This window comes from Lentzea sp. NPDC092896, from assembly GCF_044754905.1.
Classification (GTDB): domain Bacteria; phylum Actinomycetota; class Actinomycetes; order Mycobacteriales; family Pseudonocardiaceae; genus Lentzea.
Genome location: NZ_JBIVPX010000001.1, coordinates 1,323,874 through 1,342,206, shown reverse-complemented (window position 1 = coordinate 1,342,206; position 18,333 = coordinate 1,323,874). Strand labels below are relative to the sequence as shown.

The 18,333-nt window shown below is 68.0% G+C and carries 14 protein-coding genes and 3 tRNA genes; 7 read left to right on the top strand and 10 right to left on the bottom strand.

Features of this window, described 5'->3' with window-relative positions:
* The first annotated feature begins 68 nt into the window (after positions 1-68).
* Positions 69-1,085, top strand: coding sequence for a LacI family DNA-binding transcriptional regulator (locus tag ACIQF0_RS05960; RefSeq protein ID WP_401024950.1), 1,017 nt, complete (start codon positions 69-71; stop codon positions 1,083-1,085).
* Here the strand turns inward: ACIQF0_RS05960 and ACIQF0_RS05955 are convergent, their stop codons facing one another.
* From ACIQF0_RS05955 to ACIQF0_RS05945, 3 genes are read right to left on the bottom strand one after another with little or no spacing between them, the layout of a single operon-like run.
* Entirely contained in the window at positions 1,086-2,069 is a 984-nt protein-coding gene (locus ACIQF0_RS05955) for a hypothetical protein (protein ID WP_401024947.1), read from the bottom strand. It lies immediately after the preceding gene.
* Positions 2,066-4,330 (bottom strand): hypothetical protein, encoded by a 2,265-nt coding sequence (locus ACIQF0_RS05950; RefSeq protein WP_401024945.1) that lies wholly within the window; start codon positions 4,328-4,330, stop codon positions 2,066-2,068. Before ACIQF0_RS05950 ends, ACIQF0_RS05955 begins: the two co-directional genes overlap by 4 nt.
* Positions 4,327-5,643 carry a BTAD domain-containing putative transcriptional regulator gene (locus ACIQF0_RS05945; RefSeq protein WP_401024943.1) on the bottom strand — a complete coding sequence of 439 codons (1,317 nt, stop codon included), beginning with the start codon at positions 5,641-5,643 and terminating at the stop codon, positions 4,327-4,329. The genes ACIQF0_RS05950 and ACIQF0_RS05945 overlap by 4 nt, the downstream gene beginning before the upstream one ends.
* A 179-nt stretch (positions 5,644-5,822) precedes the next feature.
* Between ACIQF0_RS05945 and ACIQF0_RS05940 the strand changes: the two genes are divergently transcribed.
* A complete protein-coding gene (locus ACIQF0_RS05940; protein WP_401024940.1) occupies positions 5,823-6,020 on the top strand; it encodes a DUF397 domain-containing protein in 198 nt (65 codons plus the stop codon).
* 15 nt (positions 6,021-6,035) lie between these two features.
* Here ACIQF0_RS05940 and ACIQF0_RS05935 read toward each other — a convergent pair whose 3' ends face one another.
* Positions 6,036-6,908, bottom strand: coding sequence for a helix-turn-helix domain-containing protein (locus ACIQF0_RS05935; protein WP_401024938.1), 873 nt, complete (start codon positions 6,906-6,908; stop codon positions 6,036-6,038).
* A 114-nt stretch (positions 6,909-7,022) separates the two neighbouring features.
* On the bottom strand, positions 7,023-8,366 hold the full coding sequence (locus ACIQF0_RS05930; protein WP_401024935.1) for a pyridoxal phosphate-dependent decarboxylase family protein: 1,344 nt from the start codon (positions 8,364-8,366) through the stop codon (positions 7,023-7,025).
* 333 nt (positions 8,367-8,699) lie between these two features.
* On the opposite strand from ACIQF0_RS05930, the gene ACIQF0_RS05925 reads away from it, so the two are divergent.
* Both ACIQF0_RS05925 and ACIQF0_RS05920 read left to right on the top strand, forming a co-directional pair.
* Complete coding sequence (locus tag ACIQF0_RS05925) at positions 8,700-9,584, top strand: hypothetical protein (protein ID WP_401024932.1); 885 nt, start codon at positions 8,700-8,702, stop codon at positions 9,582-9,584.
* Positions 9,581-10,279 (top strand): aminoglycoside 3'-phosphotransferase, encoded by a 699-nt coding sequence (locus ACIQF0_RS05920; RefSeq protein ID WP_401024929.1) that lies wholly within the window; start codon positions 9,581-9,583, stop codon positions 10,277-10,279. Before ACIQF0_RS05925 ends, ACIQF0_RS05920 begins: the two co-directional genes overlap by 4 nt.
* Here the strand turns inward: ACIQF0_RS05920 and ACIQF0_RS05915 are convergent.
* Positions 10,276-11,016 (bottom strand): DUF1684 domain-containing protein, encoded by a 741-nt coding sequence (locus ACIQF0_RS05915; protein ID WP_360033370.1) that lies wholly within the window; start codon positions 11,014-11,016, stop codon positions 10,276-10,278. The two genes, ACIQF0_RS05920 and ACIQF0_RS05915, sit on opposite strands and share 4 nt — an antisense overlap.
* Positions 11,013-11,987 carry a DUF5937 family protein gene (locus ACIQF0_RS05910; RefSeq protein ID WP_401024926.1) on the bottom strand — a complete coding sequence of 325 codons (975 nt, stop codon included), beginning with the start codon at positions 11,985-11,987 and terminating at the stop codon, positions 11,013-11,015. The genes ACIQF0_RS05915 and ACIQF0_RS05910 overlap by 4 nt, the downstream gene beginning before the upstream one ends.
* A 57-nt stretch (positions 11,988-12,044) precedes the next feature.
* Here ACIQF0_RS05910 and ACIQF0_RS05905 point away from each other — a divergent pair, with 57 nt between their 5' ends.
* Positions 12,045-12,785 (top strand): inositol monophosphatase family protein, encoded by a 741-nt coding sequence (locus tag ACIQF0_RS05905; protein ID WP_401027723.1) that lies wholly within the window; start codon positions 12,045-12,047, stop codon positions 12,783-12,785.
* Here the strand turns inward: ACIQF0_RS05905 and ACIQF0_RS05900 are convergent.
* The 3 genes from ACIQF0_RS05900 to ACIQF0_RS05890 all read right to left on the bottom strand — a co-directional run bounded on the left by ACIQF0_RS05900 (position 12,742) and on the right by ACIQF0_RS05890 (position 12,966).
* Positions 12,742-12,813 (bottom strand) — tRNA-Ile (locus tag ACIQF0_RS05900). The genes ACIQF0_RS05905 and ACIQF0_RS05900 overlap by 44 nt on opposite strands.
* 1 nt (position 12,814) lies before the next feature.
* Positions 12,815-12,891 (bottom strand) — tRNA-His (locus ACIQF0_RS05895).
* 2 nt (positions 12,892-12,893) lie between these two features.
* Positions 12,894-12,966 (bottom strand) — tRNA-Gln (locus ACIQF0_RS05890).
* A gap of 303 nt (positions 12,967-13,269) precedes the next feature.
* Here ACIQF0_RS05890 and ACIQF0_RS05885 point away from each other — a divergent pair.
* The gene (locus ACIQF0_RS05885) at positions 13,270-14,811 is read left to right on the top strand and encodes a glycoside hydrolase family 13 protein (protein WP_401027720.1); all 1,542 of its coding nucleotides are present in this window, start codon (positions 13,270-13,272) and stop codon (positions 14,809-14,811) included.
* A gap of 91 nt (positions 14,812-14,902) precedes the next feature.
* The gene (locus ACIQF0_RS05880; RefSeq protein WP_401024924.1) at positions 14,903-18,322 is read left to right on the top strand and encodes a WGR and DUF4132 domain-containing protein; all 3,420 of its coding nucleotides are present in this window, start codon (positions 14,903-14,905) and stop codon (positions 18,320-18,322) included.
* The last annotated feature ends 11 nt before the right edge of the window (positions 18,323-18,333 follow it).

Below are 18,333 nucleotides of genomic sequence, written 5' to 3'. Positions count from 1 at the left end.
TGTGAAGAGGGGGAACGAAGATGGACCTGAGCAGATCATGGTCCGGCCAGGCAGCCTAGGATGACCGCATGACCGAGACGGCGAAGCGACGTCCCGGCCCCCGGATCGAAGAAGTCGCGCGGGTGGCCGGAGTGTCCAAGTCGACCGTCTCGCGCGTGATCAACGACGAGCAGTACGTCAGCGCCAAGGCCCGGGAGGCCGTGCACGCCGCCATCGCGGAGTTGGGCTACTCCCCCAACCAGGCCGCGCGGTCGCTCGCCGGCAACCGGGCCAACGCCATCGCCCTGGTGGTCTCGGAGCCGACCGGCCGCGTCCTGTCCGACCCGTTCTTCGCGGGTGTGCTGCGCGGCGTGCACGCCGAACTCGCCGGCCGCCACATGCAGTTGCTGCTGATGATGAGCCAGCCCTCCGACACCAGCGACCTGGTGACGTACCTGAGCAGCGGCCACGTCGACGGCGCGCTGCTGGTCAGCCTGCACGGCGAGGACCCGCTGGTGCCGATGCTGGCCGAGATCGGCCTGCCGGTCGTCTCCGGCGGCCGTCCACTCGGCACCCCCGTCCCGTTCGTGGACGCCGACAACTTCACCGGCGCTCTGGAAGCCGCGCGCTACCTGGCCTCGTTGGGCCGCAAGCGGATCGGCACCGTCGCCGGCCCGAAGGACATGGCCGTGGGCGCCGACCGGCTCAGCGGCTTCAAGCGCGGCCTGAGCGAGGCCAAACTCTCCAGCGACCTGGTCGCGCACGGCGACTTCACCCCGGAGAGCGGCGCACGGGCCATGGAAGCGTTGCTGCGCAAGGCACCCGACCTCGACGCGGTGTTCGTCGCCGCGGACATCATGGCCCTCGGCGCGTTGCAGGTGCTGCACGCGCAGGGCAAGCGCGTCCCCGAGGACGTCGCGGTCGTCGGGTTCGACGACTCGGTGTTCGCCGCGACCGCGACGCCACCGCTGACGACGATCCGGCAGGACGTCGAGGAGCTGGGCCGCACCATGACGTGGCGGCTGCTCGCGGAGCTCGCGGGCGAGGACGGGCTGCCACCTTCGCTGCTGCTGCCGACCACGCTGATCAAGCGGTCCAGCGCCTGATCAGCGCTTGTCCCCGCCCGGAATCGGACGCCTGGCTGTTCCCAGCGAGGTCGTCCTTGTCTCCTTCACGCTGGCCAGTTCGCTGTTGCTCCAGTCCCGCAACGACTGAAGCAGAACGCGCAGGTCGTCCTCGATCTCCCAGCGTTCGATCGCGTCGGACTCCACCATCCTGGCGAGGAAGTCCACCACCACCTGCTTGCTGTTGTGGCGCTCCAGGGCCAGCATCTGCATCACCTCCGTAATGCTGTCCTCCCGCAACGACAGTTGCAAAGCGAACTGGTGATAGTCACCTTCGGCGATGATGTGCCGCAACCGGTCGACCTTCCGGACCAGTGCGGCGTGCGCCAACGTGGGCTCGTCCATGCTGAGATGCAAAAAGACCTGCACGTCAAGACCGAACTTTCGCCCGAGCTGCTCACCGGTCAGCGCGTCGGCCGCCGCCAACTCCGCGTGGTCCACATGCTCGATGTCGAACTTCCGCGTGACAGCGCGCAGGCGTGTCGTGATCTCAGGCATCAACTCGTTGGCCACATTCGACACGCCGGAGCTCACCGCGACCTCGGCGTCGCTCACCTGCCAGCGCAACTCGACGACCCCGTCGAAGAAGCATTGATCGCCCGCACAGGGCAGCTTGACCTCGACGCGGCTCAGGTGCACACCCATGTCGACCTCGTATACGTGACACACCCGCTGGGCAACCAACTTGCGACCAGGCGGCTGCTGGTCCGGCGCGAAGAACAGCCGCTTGCCCGACGACGTCACGAACACCCTCGCGGTGCGGGCGTCCGCGGGCATACGGCCGCGCAACGCGTCCCACTTGCCCAGCCGGCAGTCCCCCAGGATCGGCCCGACGATGTCCCTGGACCGCTCCGGCAGCGGCCAGAGTTCCTCCTGCTGTCCCTCCTCGGCCGCGCCGTCCTCGCCGGTGGTGGCGTGACGGTAGGTCTGCGAAGCGACATCGTCGTCGAACAACTGGCGGGTCATGACGCAGTCCTCTCGCCGTGCAACAGGATGGAGTTCTCCAGAACAAGCGCGGTGTCCTCGTTGAGAGGATCGGACCAGTCGCGGCGCATCCGCTCGATGAGGTGCTGCAAGCGGCGGAAGTCGCTGTGCCCGACGATGAGATGCGGCATGAAAGCGGCGAGCGCGTCGAGGCAGACCGGATCCTTCTCCGCCACGTGGACCCAACGCCGGAACTGATCGTGCAACACCTCGCCGTGGTCACGACCGCCCAGGCCCCACCTGACCAGTTCGGACACTTCACGGGTGTGATCGGGTTCTTTCTCCAGCAACGCGAGCAGCAGTGGCCAGCGCCTTCTGTTCGCGGTACCCAACTGGTCGCTCCGCCCCACGGCATGAACCAGTACGTACCGGGAGTGTCCCCTCAGGTGGATCAGGTACGCGATGCTCCACCGCGCCAGATCTCGAACACTCTGCCGTCTGCTCCGGGTCCACTCGGAGATTCTTTCCAGCACGGTGGTCACGGCGCCGAAAGTCAGCAGGTTCGCGATGCTGCGACTCGCGACTTGCACGAGGTCGCTGTACTCGGCCTTCTGCAACGCGGGCAGGCGTTCCGACGGCGTGCCCAGAACGCGTAGCTCACGAAGTGCGTCATCGATGCGATCCAGTCCGAGGTCGTAGCCGAGCGCTGCCGCGGCGGTCCACTGTTGGGCCTCGTTACCGTCCCGCCGCCACTCCTGAAGTCGTTCGAACACAGGACCCGCGATCCGCTCATCGCGCGCGGCGTGGTCGAGCGCGATGGCCGCGTACCACCTGCGGCGTTCCCCTTCTTCTCCCTCGGTCTCCGCCAACGGCCCGATGTTCTCCGTGAAGGTGCTGGAGAACGACAACGAGCAGAACAGGCCCATGGCCTGTGCGGCTCGCACCCACACCATGGGCCTGTGGTCGTCGCTCAGGTCCGTCAGCCATTCCAAAACGGCTTCGCGCAGCTTGTGATGCCGATGCCAGAGATGGCTGAGCAGCACCACAGGGAAGCGCTCGTCAGCGAACATGACCAGCTTCGTGGGAGTTTCCAGTCCACCGAACGAGACGGTGCCGTCCACCATCGTGGCGCGGGACGCGGGCAGGTTGACTCCGTGGTCCTCCGCGAACAGCGATTCCTCGGGCTTCCTGACGTGGTCGCCTTTCGCCTTCTTCAACAACTTCGTCGCGAGCGTCGCTCCAGCTTTCACGACGACGTCGTACTCCGAGTCGTGGAACACCGCGAGGGAGATCCGGAAGGCCGTCATCCGGATGGCTTCCGGCAACGTGCCGGCCGGTCCGGAAAGCTCCGCGAACCACTCCTCGACCTGCCTGCGCACCAGCAGGTTGGCGCGTCTCTCCACTTCGGACAGATCGATCTCGCCTCGCGCCATCTCCGCCAGGAAACCGGCGATCTGCGCCGCCTCCGCAGGTTTGGGGGCGGCGGCAAGCGCGACGCACAGATCATGGCTGGCGTAGAGCTGCTGTAGCACCGCATCGACATCACAGTCGTCGTCACGCAGTTCCTCGTTCAGGTGACGCAGAACGAGGTCATCGATGTTCGGGGGTGGGCACGTCCGAGTGAACCCACCGAGCATGTGGTCCTGACCGTCGCGGTGACAGATGACCACGAGATAGGCGCCTTTGAGGGCGAGCCTTCCTGAAAGCGCCTCGAGCACGCGTTCGGTCAACGCCTCGGCCTGGGGTCGAGAGAGTTCCATCAGGTAGCCGCGATCGTCCTCGATGTGGGACTCGTCGAACTTGTTGAGGTCGTCGGCACCGTCAACGTGTGAGATCGCACCGGACACAAAGGAGTCAAGCAGCCGCAGCGCGGTCGTGAAACGCCCGGTACCAGGCCGACCGTTGAGAACAAGAACCTGTGTGTGATTCAGCGTGTCCAGGAGATCTGCGTAGTTCGCTACTGGAACGTAGCGGCTGCGCACCCACCGGAGGTCCTTCTCCCGAACGGGGACCGCACGGAACGCGTCTGCGTCGCTGAAAGACCTGTAGTTGTAGTTGTTGTAGATGTACCGATCGCCGAGTTGCAAGTCCTCGATCGACGCATCACGGTTGAAGTTCATCGTGCCGTCAGTCGTCAGACGCTTGCCTCGTGCATAGGCTTCGTCGAGATCACGCTGGTCGGGTTCCTTCGCGCCGCCGGGTCCGGACGACGGCGAACTGTCCGACGGCTCATTGCCTGGTTTGCCGGCGTTCGCGGATGAGGAGGCAGGCGACGGGGTCGAGGCCGTCGTGTCGTCACTCATCGCGCACCGCCGAAGTGGTTGTGGTGCGTGGCGTCACCGTTGTGCTGCGTACCGATCGAGGTCGTCCCGTTGAAGACGACCGAGTAGGACTTCTGCGAGGGCTTGTCGTTCTGACTTTCGACCGCGGCGGACGCACTCTCCGGCGGCACGGAATACCCCGGAACGCGCACCCATCCGTTGACGTCCTCGGCCCGGCAGTACGCAGAACGGTCGAGCCTGTCGACGTACTCGTACAGTTCGGCGCTGATCGCGACAACCAGGTAACGGCCTGACGCAGCACGCAGTCGCGCGAGCGCGGACGTGGAGGCGGCGAGGTCGTGCGCCCGTTCGACGTCACCCATCGCGACACCCGCACTCACAGGCTGTCGCACGAGATCGGAGAGCCTGCTCAGCCCCCGGCCGAGAACCATTCGAGGCGAGATGCCCGAAGGCAGATCGCACAACAGGTGCCCTGGCATGACCTGCACGGCGATGTCGTCACACCCGAACGCGTCAGGGATCATCGACTTCAGGGACTCGAACCCGCGCGACTCCGTTCTGAGCGCCAGCACCAGACGGCCTTCTGACGGACCCGGTTCACGTCGCACGAGCGGTTCGAGGCCGGGGTCGTGACGGAGCACGCGAGTCTCCATTTCATTGATCTCCTTGTGGGCGTCGAGGCCGAAATCGCGGATGGCCTCCTTGTGACGACTGATGAGGTCGAGCGCGTCGGGGGCACGGCCGCACAGGTAGAGCGTTCGTGCGGCGAGGGACGTGATCGCCACGTCTTCGGGATGTACGGCGTGCAGCCGCGTGACGATCTCGATCTGGTCGCGGTGGTGGCCGAGTTCCACGCCGACTTCGGCAGCCAAAAGCTGCGCCTCACGCCGGACCCCCTCGAGTTGTGCTCGTTCCCGCCCCGCGCGAGAGGTCGCCACGCCGGCCAGCGGCTCCCCGACCGCCAGATCAAGGGCGTCCTTCAACGCCGCCGACGCTTCACGAAGTCCCGCAACGGATCGCCTGTTGGCCGCCTGCGCCTTGGTGACAAGCGCCCGGAACCGGTGGGCGTCCACGAGTTCGTTCGGCACGTGAAGCCAGCGCAGACCGTCCTTGCTTCGCAGCGCGTCCGGAAATCCCGCCTGGCCAAGGACGTTGCGGAGTTCGGTCGCCTGCTTGGCGAGCTCGGTCTCCGCACTCGATGGAGGGTCGTCCCACATCCACTCGTACAACTTGTTCAGGTGTGCGGGTCGCCCATCGCCGAGCAGCAGGCACCCCAGCAGCCAGGAAGCCTTCTTCGCAGGGCCGATTCGACGGCCCTCGACGTAGATGCCCACCTCTCCCCAGACACGGAACTCGACACGTTTTCCAGGTAACTCCATAGCACCCATTTCCAAAGCAGGGAAACGCTTCCACAACCGGATGGAATCTCAACGCAAACGACGTGGCAACCACGACGGCCATCGTTTCTCCCATCACCGCAAAAGCGGCTCAGCCCCAAAAGGAGAAACCAGCGATGGAGAAGAGCGGTCTCACCTGGAAGAAGAGCACCCTCAGCGAAGGCGGAGGCGAGTGCGTCGAGGTGGCGATGACACAGGTCGGCGTTCTGGTGCGGGACTCGAAGAATCCCTCTGGCCCCGTGCTCTGGTTCACCAGGGCCGAATGGCTCGCGTTCCGGCGCGGCGTGCTCCGGGGCGAGTTCAACCTGAGCTGATCATCCCCGGAGGCGTCACGTCGCGCCGTCGCCGTCCAGCGCGGCGTGACGCCTGACCCGGCCGATCAGATCATCGAGCAGCGACCGGGCTTCGTCTCCACGCAAGGCCATCTCGCCGAGAAGCGACCACCGATGGCGATACATTTCGACCTGAACCTCCGAATCGACAGTCAGCGGTCCGTGGATCATCTCCACGGTCGCGACACTCTCCTGCCCTCCTTCATAAATCACGAATCCATGCGAGTACGTTGCCACGGCTTCGCAGTCGAGCGGAATCAGACCGATACCGATGTTGTCCAAGGTGGATATCGACCGAATCCGGTCGAGCTGAGCCACGAGCACGTTCGGAGGCCCTGGACGCCAGCGCAGAGCGGCCTCGGTTATCAGGAATTCGAACTTCCGTCCCGACTCGTAGAGAGCTACCTGACGCTCCAGCCGCCCCGCGACCGCCGCCGCCAGCGCGGCCTCGTCATATGGAGGGGAGAACAGGGAGAACACTCGACGGGCATAGTCCGCGATCTGCAGCAAGCCGGGCACGACCGATGGCTGGTAGGTGCGAACGACCGCGGCGGCAGCCTCCCATCCACCGATCTCGTGCTGCAGGTGCTTCCCGTCCTGCAACACGGCAGACCACGAATGCGCTTCGAGGTGCGCGTTGCCGGTGATGATCGCAAGCCATCGCACCGTTTCAGCCGGAACATCAAGCACCCTCCCCCATTTCTCGACCTCGGGCACGGTCGGCAAGGCCGTGCCCGCCTCGATCCGGGAGACCTTCGACTGACTGATCGACGCCCTGCGCCCCAGTTCCCTGCCGGACAGACCGGTCCGAAGCCGAAGTCGCTTCAACTCCCGGGCGAGGACCTGCCGGGCGGAGGCGTGGTCATTCACCGCCGGCCCTGCTCGCCAATCTTGAGTCATATTGATTCATCACGAGTCACAATGATGCACAGTGAAGGCGCTGTCAACGACGGCGCGATGCTTCGATCAGGTGAATCGTGGCGCTCAAGAGCGACCGAGCCGTCTGATCAGTTCGATCACCTCGTCCACGTGCTCGCGGTGGGTGCGGTGGCTGAGCACGCAGATCCGCAACGTGAACTTCCCGCCGAGCCTCGTGCTGGACAGGAAGAACCTGCCGGACTCGTTGAGGCGCTTGAAGAGCTGCTCGCTGTCGGCGCCGCGGAACACGACGACGGTGAGGTCGGACGGGAGCACCTCGACGCCGTCGATCTTCGCCAACTCTGCGCGGAGGTGGTCGGCGAGGTCGTGCTTCTCGTCGAGCGCCTCGCGGAACGCGGCCACGCCGTGCAGGTGCAGCGGCAACCAGACGCGCAGGCCGCGGAACTCGCGGGTGAGCTCGGGGCCGAGGTCGGCGTAGTCGGGCAGGCCGGTGCCGTGGTCGAGGTCCTGCAGGTAGTCGCCGTCCGCCACATGTGCGGCGCGGAGCCGAGCCTCCGAGCGCACGAGCAGGACGCCCGTGCCGTACGGCAGGAAGAGGCTCTTGTGCGGGTCCCACGCGATCGAGTCCGCCCGGTCGACGCCGGTGAGGATCGCGCGGCCGCGTTCGGTCAGCTGGAACGCGCCGCCGTACGCGCCGTCCACGTGGAACCACAGGGATTCCCGCTCGGCCAGCGCGGCGATGTCGTCGAGCGGGTCGACGATGCCGGTGCTGGTCGCGCCCGCCGTGCCGATGACCAGGAACGGGCGCAGGCCGTTCGCGCGGTCGTCGGCGATCATGGCTTGTGCCTGTGCGACGTCCATTCGGAGTGCGGTGTCGGTGGGGATGACGCGGATGCGTTCGGGCGGGAAGCCGGTGATGTGCGCGGCCTTCGCGACGCAGTGGTGCGTGTGCGGCGTTACGTAGATGGTGCCGTTGGAGTCGTGGGCGCCTAGGCGGTCCTGTCGTGCCGTGTGCACGGCCGAGAGAGTGGCCAGTGACGCGCCGGTCGTGAAGATGCCGCCGGAGCCTTCCGGGAGGCCGAACTCGGTGCACAGCCAACGGATCACGCTGTGTTCCAGCGCGACCAACGCGGGCGCTGTGGAGGCGACGCCGGTGTAGCGGTTGGTGGCCTGGGCCACGAACTCGGCGAGCACCGAACTGTAGAGGCCGCCCGCCGGGAAGTAGGCCAGGTAGCGCGGGCCCGCGGTCTCCACCGCCTGGGCGGCCGCGTCGCCGAACCGGGCGAGCAGGTCAGCGAGTTCGCCAGGGGTCTCCGCCGGCGGAGGAGGCAGGAGTGCCGTGCCCGGCGACGATGCGGGCGCGGCCTCCAGTCCCTCGATGAAATCCTCGACGAAGGACGTCACGGACTTCGTCCACTCGGCCCTGGTCTCGCGGTCCGGTTGCAGCATGAGCACACCGTACGAAGTTCGCCCCGCCGTGTGCTCGCGGGAATCCGTCGCGCAGTTCGCGCTACGCCCGCCACGGCGTGTCCAGCGCCATTCGCCCTCCTGTGGGTGAAGGTGTTGCGCCCTTTGGCTCAACGTAGCGTGGAAACGCTCTCTCGGGAGTCCCGTGTCTCAGCCGGGCAGCGAGGAAACGCTTTACATCGGTGATCATCGACCGTCCGTGACGAATCGGGCCGATTTTCACCCGTTCGGCACAACTTTGCGGCACCGTCAGTAACACCTGGAGTGGGTCCTCGATGGTCTGGCCGTACGAACCCACCCGAGGGAGTTGCGACAGTGATCGAGAACTCGGCCGCCGGTCTGGTGATGGTCCCCGGCGAGGTGACGGTGACCGTCACCGGCGAGCAGCACCACCAGGACGTGCTCTCCCGCTACGCCGTTCCGGGCGGCGTGACGCGGCACGTCGCCGTGAACCTGACGTGGTGCATGATCGCCGCCGGGAAGCACCGCGGTCAGCGCGGGATCGAGGTGCGCCTCGACGGGTACCGCGTGGGCGAGCTGACCTTCCTGATGTCGCAACGGTATGCGCCCGTGCTGATGCACGTGGAGTCCGGCGGCGGGGCGACCGGATGTACCGCGTACGTCCAGCTCGGCGACAACGGGCTGTTGCAGATCTTCCTGCGGATGCCGCGTGAGATTCCCCGTGGCGCGGTGGTTCCGGTCGTGGCGCCACGCAAGTCGTGGGTGGCACCGGTGGCCATCAGCGCGGCCAGTCTGCTCGCGTTCTTCTTCGCGATCGGCATCGTCGGAGCCGCCATCGGTGGTGATCCGGCGACCAAGAGCAACGCGTCCAGCCTCACGACGACGGCAGCGCCCACAACGACGACGACCACGACCGTTGCGCCGCCGACCAGCACCACCACTACGACCACGACAACCACCACCACGACTACGACGACCACCGCTCCCGCGGCCGTCGCACAGCCGAAGCCGCAACCCCAGCCTCAGCCCAACCCGCAGCCGAACCCCCAGCCACAGCCCCAGCCCGCGCCGCAACCCGCGTGCGACAAGAACTACAGTGGCTGCGTGCCGATCGCGTCCGATGTGGACTGCGCGGGCGGTACCGGAAACGGCCCCGCGTACGTGCGAGGCCCGATCCAGGTCATCGGCACGGACATCTACGGCCTGGACAACGACAAGGACGGCACGGCCTGCGAGTGAAGATCCCCGAGGACGTCCTGCACGCGGTCGGCCCGGACGCCGTGTGGTCCGACGACCACGAAGGTCTGTCCGGTGACGTCTGGCAGGTCGGGTCCAGCTACGTGAAGCGCTCGGGCGTGGACGAGTACGACCGGTTGCTGTGGCTGGGCCGGCACTTCGAGGTGCCGGAGATCCGGGCGTTCGCCGAGGACTGGCTGGTACTGGCCGATGTCGGCGCACCCTCGCTGACCTCGGCCGATCCCGTGCTCGTGGGAACGGTCATGGGCACCGTGCTGCGGTCGTTGCACGCGTTGCCGGTGGCCTCATGTCCTTACGACGCCACGATTCCCGTCGTGCTGGAACGGGCTCGGCACAACGTCGAGGCGGGCCTGGTGGACCCGGACGACTTCGACGAAGACAACCTCGGTGTCACACCTGAGGAGTTGCTGCGACGGCTGGTGGCCACCGCTCCGCCGGCCGAGGACCTCGTCGTGGCGCACGGGGACTTCTGCCCGCCGAACGTGTTGCTGCGCCCGGACGGCTCGACCGTGCTGATCGACGTGGCACGGCTGGGCGTGTCCGACCGGCATCGCGACATCGCGCTGGCGCACCGGGAACTGGGCGAAGAGGCCGTAGCCGCGTTCGACCGCGCCTACGGCCTCACCCCCCGCCCGGAGATGCTCGCCTGGTACCGGTTGCTCGACGAGTTCTTCTAGCCCCGCTCGTACGGCGTCTTCTCCCCCGCCTCGACGCCGAACGACAGGTGGTTGCCCGCGGGCGGCAGCGGGCAGGTGGCGAAGTCGGTGAACGCGCACGGCAGGTTCGTCGCGCGGTTGAAGTCGAGCACGACCTTGCCGTCGTGCGGTGTGGCGGCGATCTGCCGGTTCGCCGCATAGGTCGTGACGCCGCTGGTCTCGTCGGTGAACAAGATGCTCAGCCCGCCGTTACGGCCGTTGAACGCCGTAAGCGTGTGCTCGGCGCCGTTGAAGTTGAACCGCACACGGCCCGGTGCCTCGTAGACGTGGCTGAGGCCCTCGACGACTGCGCCGACGGTCGTGGGAACGGGCGCGTCGAACGGTTCGTACTCGCCCTCCAGCACCCACTTCTCGTGCGGTTCGTACGACGGCACGCCCTTGAAGTCGTTCAGCACCGGGGCCTTCGGGTCGTGCACGCGGATCAGGTACCCGCCGCGACGGGCGATCTCGATCTCGACGTCGCCCGCCACGACGCGTTCACCGCCGCCGCTCTGGACGAGTTCGAACCGCTTGGTCTCCCCGTCGTTGCGCCAGTAGGCCGCGTCGTCGTCTTGCCACCACTCGCCCGGTAGGCCGTCATAGGTGCGTGGGGCCGTCTCCAGCCAATCGAGCGAAACCAGCGCCAGCCACCCGTACGGGTCAGCCAGGTTGGTCTCGCGCTCCGTCTTCCAGGTCTGCCAGTCCTCAGCGAAGCTCATGTCCTGGGCAACGACGGACTCGCGGCGTCGCTTCCCTGTTCCAATGAGTGGGAAACCAGAGCGTCGCCGAGTTCCGTGCGGGCGTAGACGACGCTTCGCCCGTGCCGTTGCGAGGCCAGCAGACCGGCGTCGCGCAACGCTCTCAGGTGCTGGTTCACCGCCGAGGCCGTGACGCCCGTGCGTCGTGCGATGTCCGTGGACGAACACGGCTGCGCCAACTCGGCCAGCAGATCCGCTCGCACCTGACCGAGGACACCGGCCAGCGCGTGCGGCCCGCGGACGAGCCCCGTCTCCCACACCGTGCCGGCACCGCGAGCCGAGTAGATCAGCAGCGGCGGCGCACCGGGGTCGACGGGCACCGCCGTGCGCCGTGCGAACACGCTGGGCACCAGGGTGAGCCCCTGTCCCCCGGCCTCCACCCGCCGCGGTTCGGCACCAGCGATCCGCACCCCGACCACGGGACTGAAGAACGTGATCCGGTCCGAGATCCCCGCGAACATCGCCGCCAGGCCGTGCTGGGCCATCTCCCGGCCCCGGTGCGCGATGTCGGCTTCGAGCACCGCGCGCATCCGGTCCCAGTGCCGGGCCAGGGCCGCGTGCCAGTAGTTCTCCAATGCGCCGAGCACCCGGCCGCGGTCACGCAGAACGGCCGGCACGTCTCCGAACACCGCGCGGAGGTCGCGGCGCAGGGTTCGGACGGGGATCTCACGCAGCACCGCGAACTCGTCCTCGATCCGGGTGAACGGCGTCAGCGGACGGGGGCTCAGGAAGTCCGGCGTCCAGCCACGGTCGGTGGACAGGGCCAGCAACACCTCCGTGTCGACGTCACAGATCCGGCGCACCCACGGCACGTGCAACGGGTATTTGGCCGGGTCTTTCAGCACGCGCAGGCTGAGCGTGAGCTCGCTGAGCGGCGAGACGGCGAACCGCACGTCCACCAGGTCGGACTCGCCGAGCACGAACTCGATCATGTAGCACAACGCTACATCAGTTACACCTGCGCGGCCCTCGCGTCAGGCTTCGCGACCATGTGGAACGACATGCGGCTGGCGTTGCGGATCGTCGGCCAGGCAGCGCAGGTGGCGGAACAGGCGTTCACCGTGGGCGACCGCGACGTGCGGTTGAAGGAGGACGGCAGCCCGGTCACCTCGACCGATCTCGAGGTCGAGGACCTGGTGCGCAGGCTGCTGGCGGAAGCGGTGCCCGACGACGGTGTCGTGGGCGAGGAACGTCCTGAGCGCGCGGGAACCTCCGGACGGCGGTGGCTGGTCGATCCGATCAGCGGCACCGCCGACTTCGTGGCCGGACGGCCGACGTACTCGGTGGACCTGGCGCTGGAGGGCGCCCTGGCCGTGTCCGCGATGCCGTCACTGGACATCACGATGGCGGCGGGACGCGGCATCGGCTGCCGCGTCTTTCGGGGCAAGCGAGAAGAAATCGCTCGGGTGTCCTCACGCGACACCGTCGACGGCGCGCGAGTGTGCCTGCACGGCAAGAGGAAACCGGTGCTGGAGCAATGTGTCGTCGTGGACGGTTCCACGTCGGTGCTGGACCTGATCACCGGCCGGGTGGACGCGGTGATCGCGGTGGGCGCCGGTCTGGACGAGTTCGACCTGGCGTGTCTGCCGGTGCTCGTGGAGGAGGCGGGCGGCCGCGTGACGGTGGTCGAGGAGGACGTCGTGCTGGCCACCAACGGTGCCCTGCACGACGCCTTCCTCTCCCTGCTGGTCGCGCGTCCTGGTGTCGAACCAGGCACCCCAGGCTTATGAGGCCTGGGTGATCGCCGGATCCCGCGCGTTGGGGTGACCGACCGGACTCGCACCGGCTTCGACCAGGATCACAACCTGGCGCCTCGACTGCTTCGGCTTCGGTCACAGCTGCCCGTCGAGGACTCGAACCTCGATCTCCGCGTCCAGAGCGCGGCGTCCGTGCCAATTGGACCAACGGGCATCAAAAAAGCCGCCTCGTCGCGACGGCGACGGGACGGCTCCCCGGAGACATGAGGGTCAGCTCATGCCGAGGAGCACCAGTCGTGCTGATGGCTCATGTGTTGCTGCATCACGGCTGGCTCCTTCCTCCGGTCTGTTGGGATCCACTCTGACGGATGGCGTGGCGGGCTTGCAACGCAATATTTCGGGCTGCAAAAGTTTGCAGATCATGTGCAACATGTTTAGCAATCCTCAAGCCGACTTGCGGAAAACTTTTGCAACGTCTTTCCTGGACCGCTGACACACCCCATCGGAAGGCATGGACATGTCCCAGGACTGGTGGCGCCACGCCGTCATCTACCAGGTCTACGTGCGCAGCTTCGCCGACTCGGACGGCGACGGCGTCGGTGACCTGCCCGGCATCCGCTCACGCCTGCCCTACCTGCGCGACCTGGGCGTCGACGCGGTCTGGATCACGCCGTTCTACGCGTCGCCGATGGCCGACGGCGGCTACGACGTGGCGGACTACCGCGCGGTCGACCCGCAGTTCGGCGGGCTGGACGACGTGCGCGCGTTGGTGGACGACGCGCACACGCTCGGTATCCGGGTGATCGTCGACATCGTGCCGAACCACAGCTCCGACCAGCACGCGTGGTTCCAGGAGGCGCTGGCCGGACGTGGCCGTGAGCGCTACATGTTCCGCGAGGGCGTCGGGGACCAGCCGCCGAACGACTGGGAGTCCGTCTTCGGCGGGCCGGCGTGGACGCGGGTGGCCGACGGTTCCTGGTACCTGCACCTGTTCGCGCCGGAGCAGCCGGACCTGAACTGGGAGCTGCCCGAGGTGCGCGCGGAGTTCCGCGACGTGCTGCGGTTCTGGTTGGACCTGGGCGTCGACGGGTTCCGGGTGGACGTGGCGCACGGGATGATCAAGGCGCCGGGGCTGCCCGACATCGGGCACGCGGACCAGCTCAAGCTGCTGGGCACGGAACCGTTGCCGTTCTTCGACCAGGACGGCGTGCACGAGATCCACCGCGAGTGGCGTGAGGTCATCGACTCGTACGAGGGCGAGCGTGTGCTCGTGGCGGAGGCGTGGACGCCTTCTGCCGAGCGGACGGCCATGTACCTGCGTGCCGACGAGATGCATCAGGCGTTCAACTTCCACTACCTGACCGCGGAATGGACGTCCGAGGCGTTGCGGTCGGTCATCGACTCGTCGCTGGCCGCCGTCGAACCTGTTGGGGCGCCTACCACCTGGGTGCTGTCGAACCACGACGTGCAACGGCACGTGACGCGGTACGGCGGCGGTGAGACCGGTGTGCGCCGTGCGCGCGCCGCGCTGGCGTTGATGCTGGCGTTGCCGGGATCGGTGTACCTGTACCAGGGCGAGGAGCTGGGTCTGCCCGAGGTGCTGGACCTGCCGGACGAGGTGCTGCAGGACCCGATGTGGGAGCGGTCCGGTCACACCGAACGCGGTCGTGACGGGTGTCGCGTGCCGCTGCCGTGGGCGTCCTCCGGGCCGTCGCTCGGGTTCGGCACCGGCGGGTCGTGGCTGCCGCAGCCGGCGGACTGGGCGAAGCTGTCCGTGGAGACGCAGGCGGGCGACCAGGACTCGATGTTGTCCTTCTACCGCAACGCTCTGCGCGTGCGCCGCGAGAACCCGGCGCTGGGTGCCGGCCTCACCTGGGTCGACGCGCCGGACGGCGTGCTGCAGTTCGAACGGGACGGGGTCGCCTGCGCGGTGAACCTGTCCGGAGCGGTCGTGGAACTGCCCGATCCCGGCTCGGTGCTGCTCGCTTCGTCGTACTACGGAGTGCGCGACGGGCTGCTGCTCCTGCCGCCGGACACCGCCCTCTGGTGGAAGCTCTGACCAGCGATTTCACCTGATCAACAAAAACTGTCAGACCCCCTGAGTACGGTCCGTGAACATCAGCTCCAGGTCGGATTCAGGGGGTCTTGTGGTGCGCAGGTGGGAGCTCGTCTCCGACAGCTCGGCGAAGTTCTGGGAGGTCGGCCGGGCCGGTGCCGTGGTGACCGTCCGGTTCGGACGGCTGGGCACCGCCGGGCAGTCCCAGACCAAGGAGCTGACCTCCGATGCGGCCGCCGTTGCGCACGTCGCGAAGCTGGTGGCGGAGAAGGAGAAGAAGGGCTACCGCAGCACCGCCGACGCCGTGCCCGCACCGGTCGCGGAGGCTCCTCCTCGCGACGAGGAGACGTGGGTGATGCCCGCGAAGTGGCTGGCGCAGGCGATGCGCAGACGCGACGTCAGACCGTTGCCGGAGTTCACCGTCGACGCCGCGATGGCGCAGCGGTTCCGCGACCACGTCGCCGCGCACACCGGGAAGATCGACGAGGCCCTGACGGCACCGGAGCACGAGCGGGATCTGGTGCGGGCGTTGCGGAACCACCACGAGGGCCGGCCTGACCCGCTGGGTGCCGCGGTGCTCCTGACGTTGATCAAGTATGAGTACGGCACCTCGCCGGTGCACTGGTGGATCGAGGACTTCGGACTGCCGTTCGCCGCCGTGGCGGCCGTGCACATGGCGACCGTGATCGACGGCTACGGCACGTTGAAGGTCCACTTGCCGCACCACAGCGTGGATCGCGACGCTGACGCTCTGGCGCTGATCGACGTGCGCACCGCACTGGCAGTGGCGGACGACGCGACCTATGCCGCGACGGTGGCGGAGCTGGAGAAGGTCGGCACCACGTGGTTCGGCGTGGCCGCGCGTGCCTTCCTGGCCCCGACGCGACAGGACTGGTTCGAGGAGGCGAACGAGTCGGGGGCACCGACCTGGATGATCCACTGCTCGGCGACGACCGCCGAGCAGTTCGGAAACCTGAAGCACGGGCACCTGATCTGGTCGCCCATGAGCGTGTTCACCGCGCTGCACGTGCTGGGCCCGGACATCGCGCCGGTCCTGGAGGCCGAGTTGCGGGCGAAGGTCGAGTGGGGTGCGGAGTGCCGCAAGCTCGCGCTCGAGGTGCTCTCGGTGCTGCCGACCGACGAGGCGTTCCTGATGCTGCTGACCCGTCTGCACGAGCGGTACGTGCGGCCGGCACTGCTGTCCGCGATGGCGGCGTTCCCGGCTCGGGCGTTGCGGCTGATGGCACACCGCGCGATCAGCGACGTGGACGTCCGCAACCTGTTGCGCGCCCACATGTTGACGCATCCCGGCCTCGCACTGCCCTCCGGCATCGCCGATCTGGTGCCGCATCCCGTTCCGGACGCACCGGCGGACGCGTTGCCGCGAGTGCTGGCCGCGCCGCCGTGGACGCACCGCCGTCCGCAACCGAAACCCGTGGTGCTGAACGACCTCCCGGTGCCCGCCGCCCACCTCACGTGGCTGCCGGGTGAGCGCGAGGAGTGGGAGAAGCTCACCGGCTGGTGGACGGGCCGCGGCGAGAACTGGGAGGCGATGGCCGCGGCGATCCGCGCCGGCCACACCAGCCGCTACCACGACCACCGGTTGTTCGAGAGCGGCCCGGAGGAGCTCGCCCGCCCGCTGCTCGCCGGCTGGACACCCGGCGACACGTGGGGCAGCGAGAGCTGGGGCAAGCGCATCACGGCCCGGTTCGGCATGGACGCCCTCCCTGCGATGCTGCGCCTGGCGGCGAGCAACCCGCACGTGTCCGGCGTCGTGCTGCTCCCCTACGCCACCACCGAGGTCGCTGGGCTGATGGCGGACTGGTTGGTGCGCCTCAAGACCGCCCGCGCGTTCGCCATCTCCTGGCTGTCCCGCCACCGCGAGGCCGCCGCCCGTCTCCTGCTGCCGGTCGCGCTCGGCGTGGCGGGGCCGGCGCGTCGCAACGCCGAGTACGCAGTGCGCCACCTCCACCTGGAGACGGGAGTCGACGTCGTCGCCCTCGCCACCTCGTACAGCTCCGAGGCGGGCGCGGCGATCCGCACGCTGATCGAGATCGATCCGCTCGACGTCCTTCCGGCGAAGCTGCCGGTGATCGGCGACTGGGCCGATCACCGGCTGCTGCCCCAGGTCCTGCTGGCCGACGGCTCCGGAGCGTTGTCCGCCGATGCCGCGAAGAGTCTCCTGATGACGGCGGCGCTGTCCAAACAGGACGCCGTCTACCCCGGCCTGCCGCAGGCCGTCGAGGCGTGCGACCTCGCGTCGCTGGCGGAGTTCGCCTGGGCGGTGTTCGGCCGCTGGCAGGACGTGAGCGCCCCGGCCAAGGACGGCTGGGTGCTCACCGCTCTCGGCTGGTTCGGCGACGACGGGACGGTGCGCCGCCTGGCGCCGCTGATCCGTTCCTGGCCGGGCGAGAGCCAGCACGCCCGCGCCGTGACGGGCCTCGACGTGCTCGCCCAGATCGGCAGCGAGGTGGCGCTGACCCACCTGAACAGCATCGCGGAGAGGGTGAAGTTCAAGGGCCTCAAGGCCAAGGCCCAGGAGAAGGTGTCGGACATCGCCGCCGCACTGGGCCTGAGCCGCGACCAGCTCTCCGACCGGCTGGTGCCCCGGCTGGGCCTGGACGACGCGGCGACGCTGGTGATCGACTACGGCCCGCGCCGGTTCACCGTGGGTTTCGACGAGCAGCTCAAGCCGTACGTCCTGGACGAGGAAGGCAAGCGCCGCAAGGATCTTCCCAAGCCCGGCGCACGCGATGACCAGGAGCTCGCACCGGCGGAGCACAAGCGTTTCGCGACGTTGAAGAAGGACGTCCGCACCATCGCGTCCGACCAGATCCACCGCCTGGAACGCTCGATGGTCGACCAGCGCACCTGGACCGCCGAGGAGTTCCACACCGTCCTCGCCGGTCATCCCCTGCTGTGGCACCTGGTCCGGCGGCTGGTGTGGATCACCGACAGCGGCCTGACCTTCCGCCTGGCCGAGGACCGCACGCTGGCAGACTCCTCCGACGACGAGGTGACACTGCCCGCGGAGGCCGTAGTCCGAGTCGCTCACCCGGTTGACCTGGCGGACAGGCTGCCGGCCTGGGGCGAGGTGTTCGCGGACTACGAGATCCTGCAACCGTTCCCGCAGCTGGGCCGCCCCGTCCACTCCTTCAGTCCGGGCGACATGGTCTCCCAGCTGCACCGGTACCTGGGCAAGGACGCGCCGGTGGGCAAGTTCCTCGGCCTCACCAAGCGGGGCTGGGTGCGCGCCGAACCCCAGGACAACGGCCACGAGCCGTGGCTGCTCCGCCCGCTGCCGTCCGGCGGCGCGCTGGTGGCGAACCTGGATCCCGGCATCTCGGTGGGCGCGATCGACCTGTTCCCCGAGATGAGGGTCGCGGAACTCTGGTTCTCCGCCAGCGGAGAGGGCGATTGGGTCGCGCCCCGCGGCGGTGGTCCGTCCACGTTCGACGTGGACGCGGTCACCGCGTCCGAGGTCCTTTCAGAACTGGAATCACTGCACGCGTGAACGCGGGAACG

Coding starts and splice junctions, on each gene's coding strand:
- ACIQF0_RS05905 (WP_401027723.1), top strand. CDS start 12,045: ATGTGGAACGACATGCGGCTGGCGTTGCGGATCGTCGGCCAGGCAGCG.
- ACIQF0_RS05910 (WP_401024926.1), bottom strand. CDS start 11,987: ATGATCGAGTTCGTGCTCGGCGAGTCCGACCTGGTGGACGTGCGGTTC.
- ACIQF0_RS05950 (WP_401024945.1), bottom strand. CDS start 4,330: ATGAGTGACGACACGACGGCCTCGACCCCGTCGCCTGCCTCCTCATCC.
- ACIQF0_RS05930 (WP_401024935.1), bottom strand. CDS start 8,366: ATGCTGCAACCGGACCGCGAGACCAGGGCCGAGTGGACGAAGTCCGTG.
- ACIQF0_RS05885 (WP_401027720.1), top strand. CDS start 13,270: ATGTCCCAGGACTGGTGGCGCCACGCCGTCATCTACCAGGTCTACGTG.
- ACIQF0_RS05915 (WP_360033370.1), bottom strand. CDS start 11,016: ATGAGCTTCGCTGAGGACTGGCAGACCTGGAAGACGGAGCGCGAGACC.
- ACIQF0_RS05960 (WP_401024950.1), top strand. CDS start 69: ATGACCGAGACGGCGAAGCGACGTCCCGGCCCCCGGATCGAAGAAGTC.
- ACIQF0_RS05955 (WP_401024947.1), bottom strand. CDS start 2,069: ATGACCCGCCAGTTGTTCGACGACGATGTCGCTTCGCAGACCTACCGT.
- ACIQF0_RS05940 (WP_401024940.1), top strand. CDS start 5,823: ATGGAGAAGAGCGGTCTCACCTGGAAGAAGAGCACCCTCAGCGAAGGC.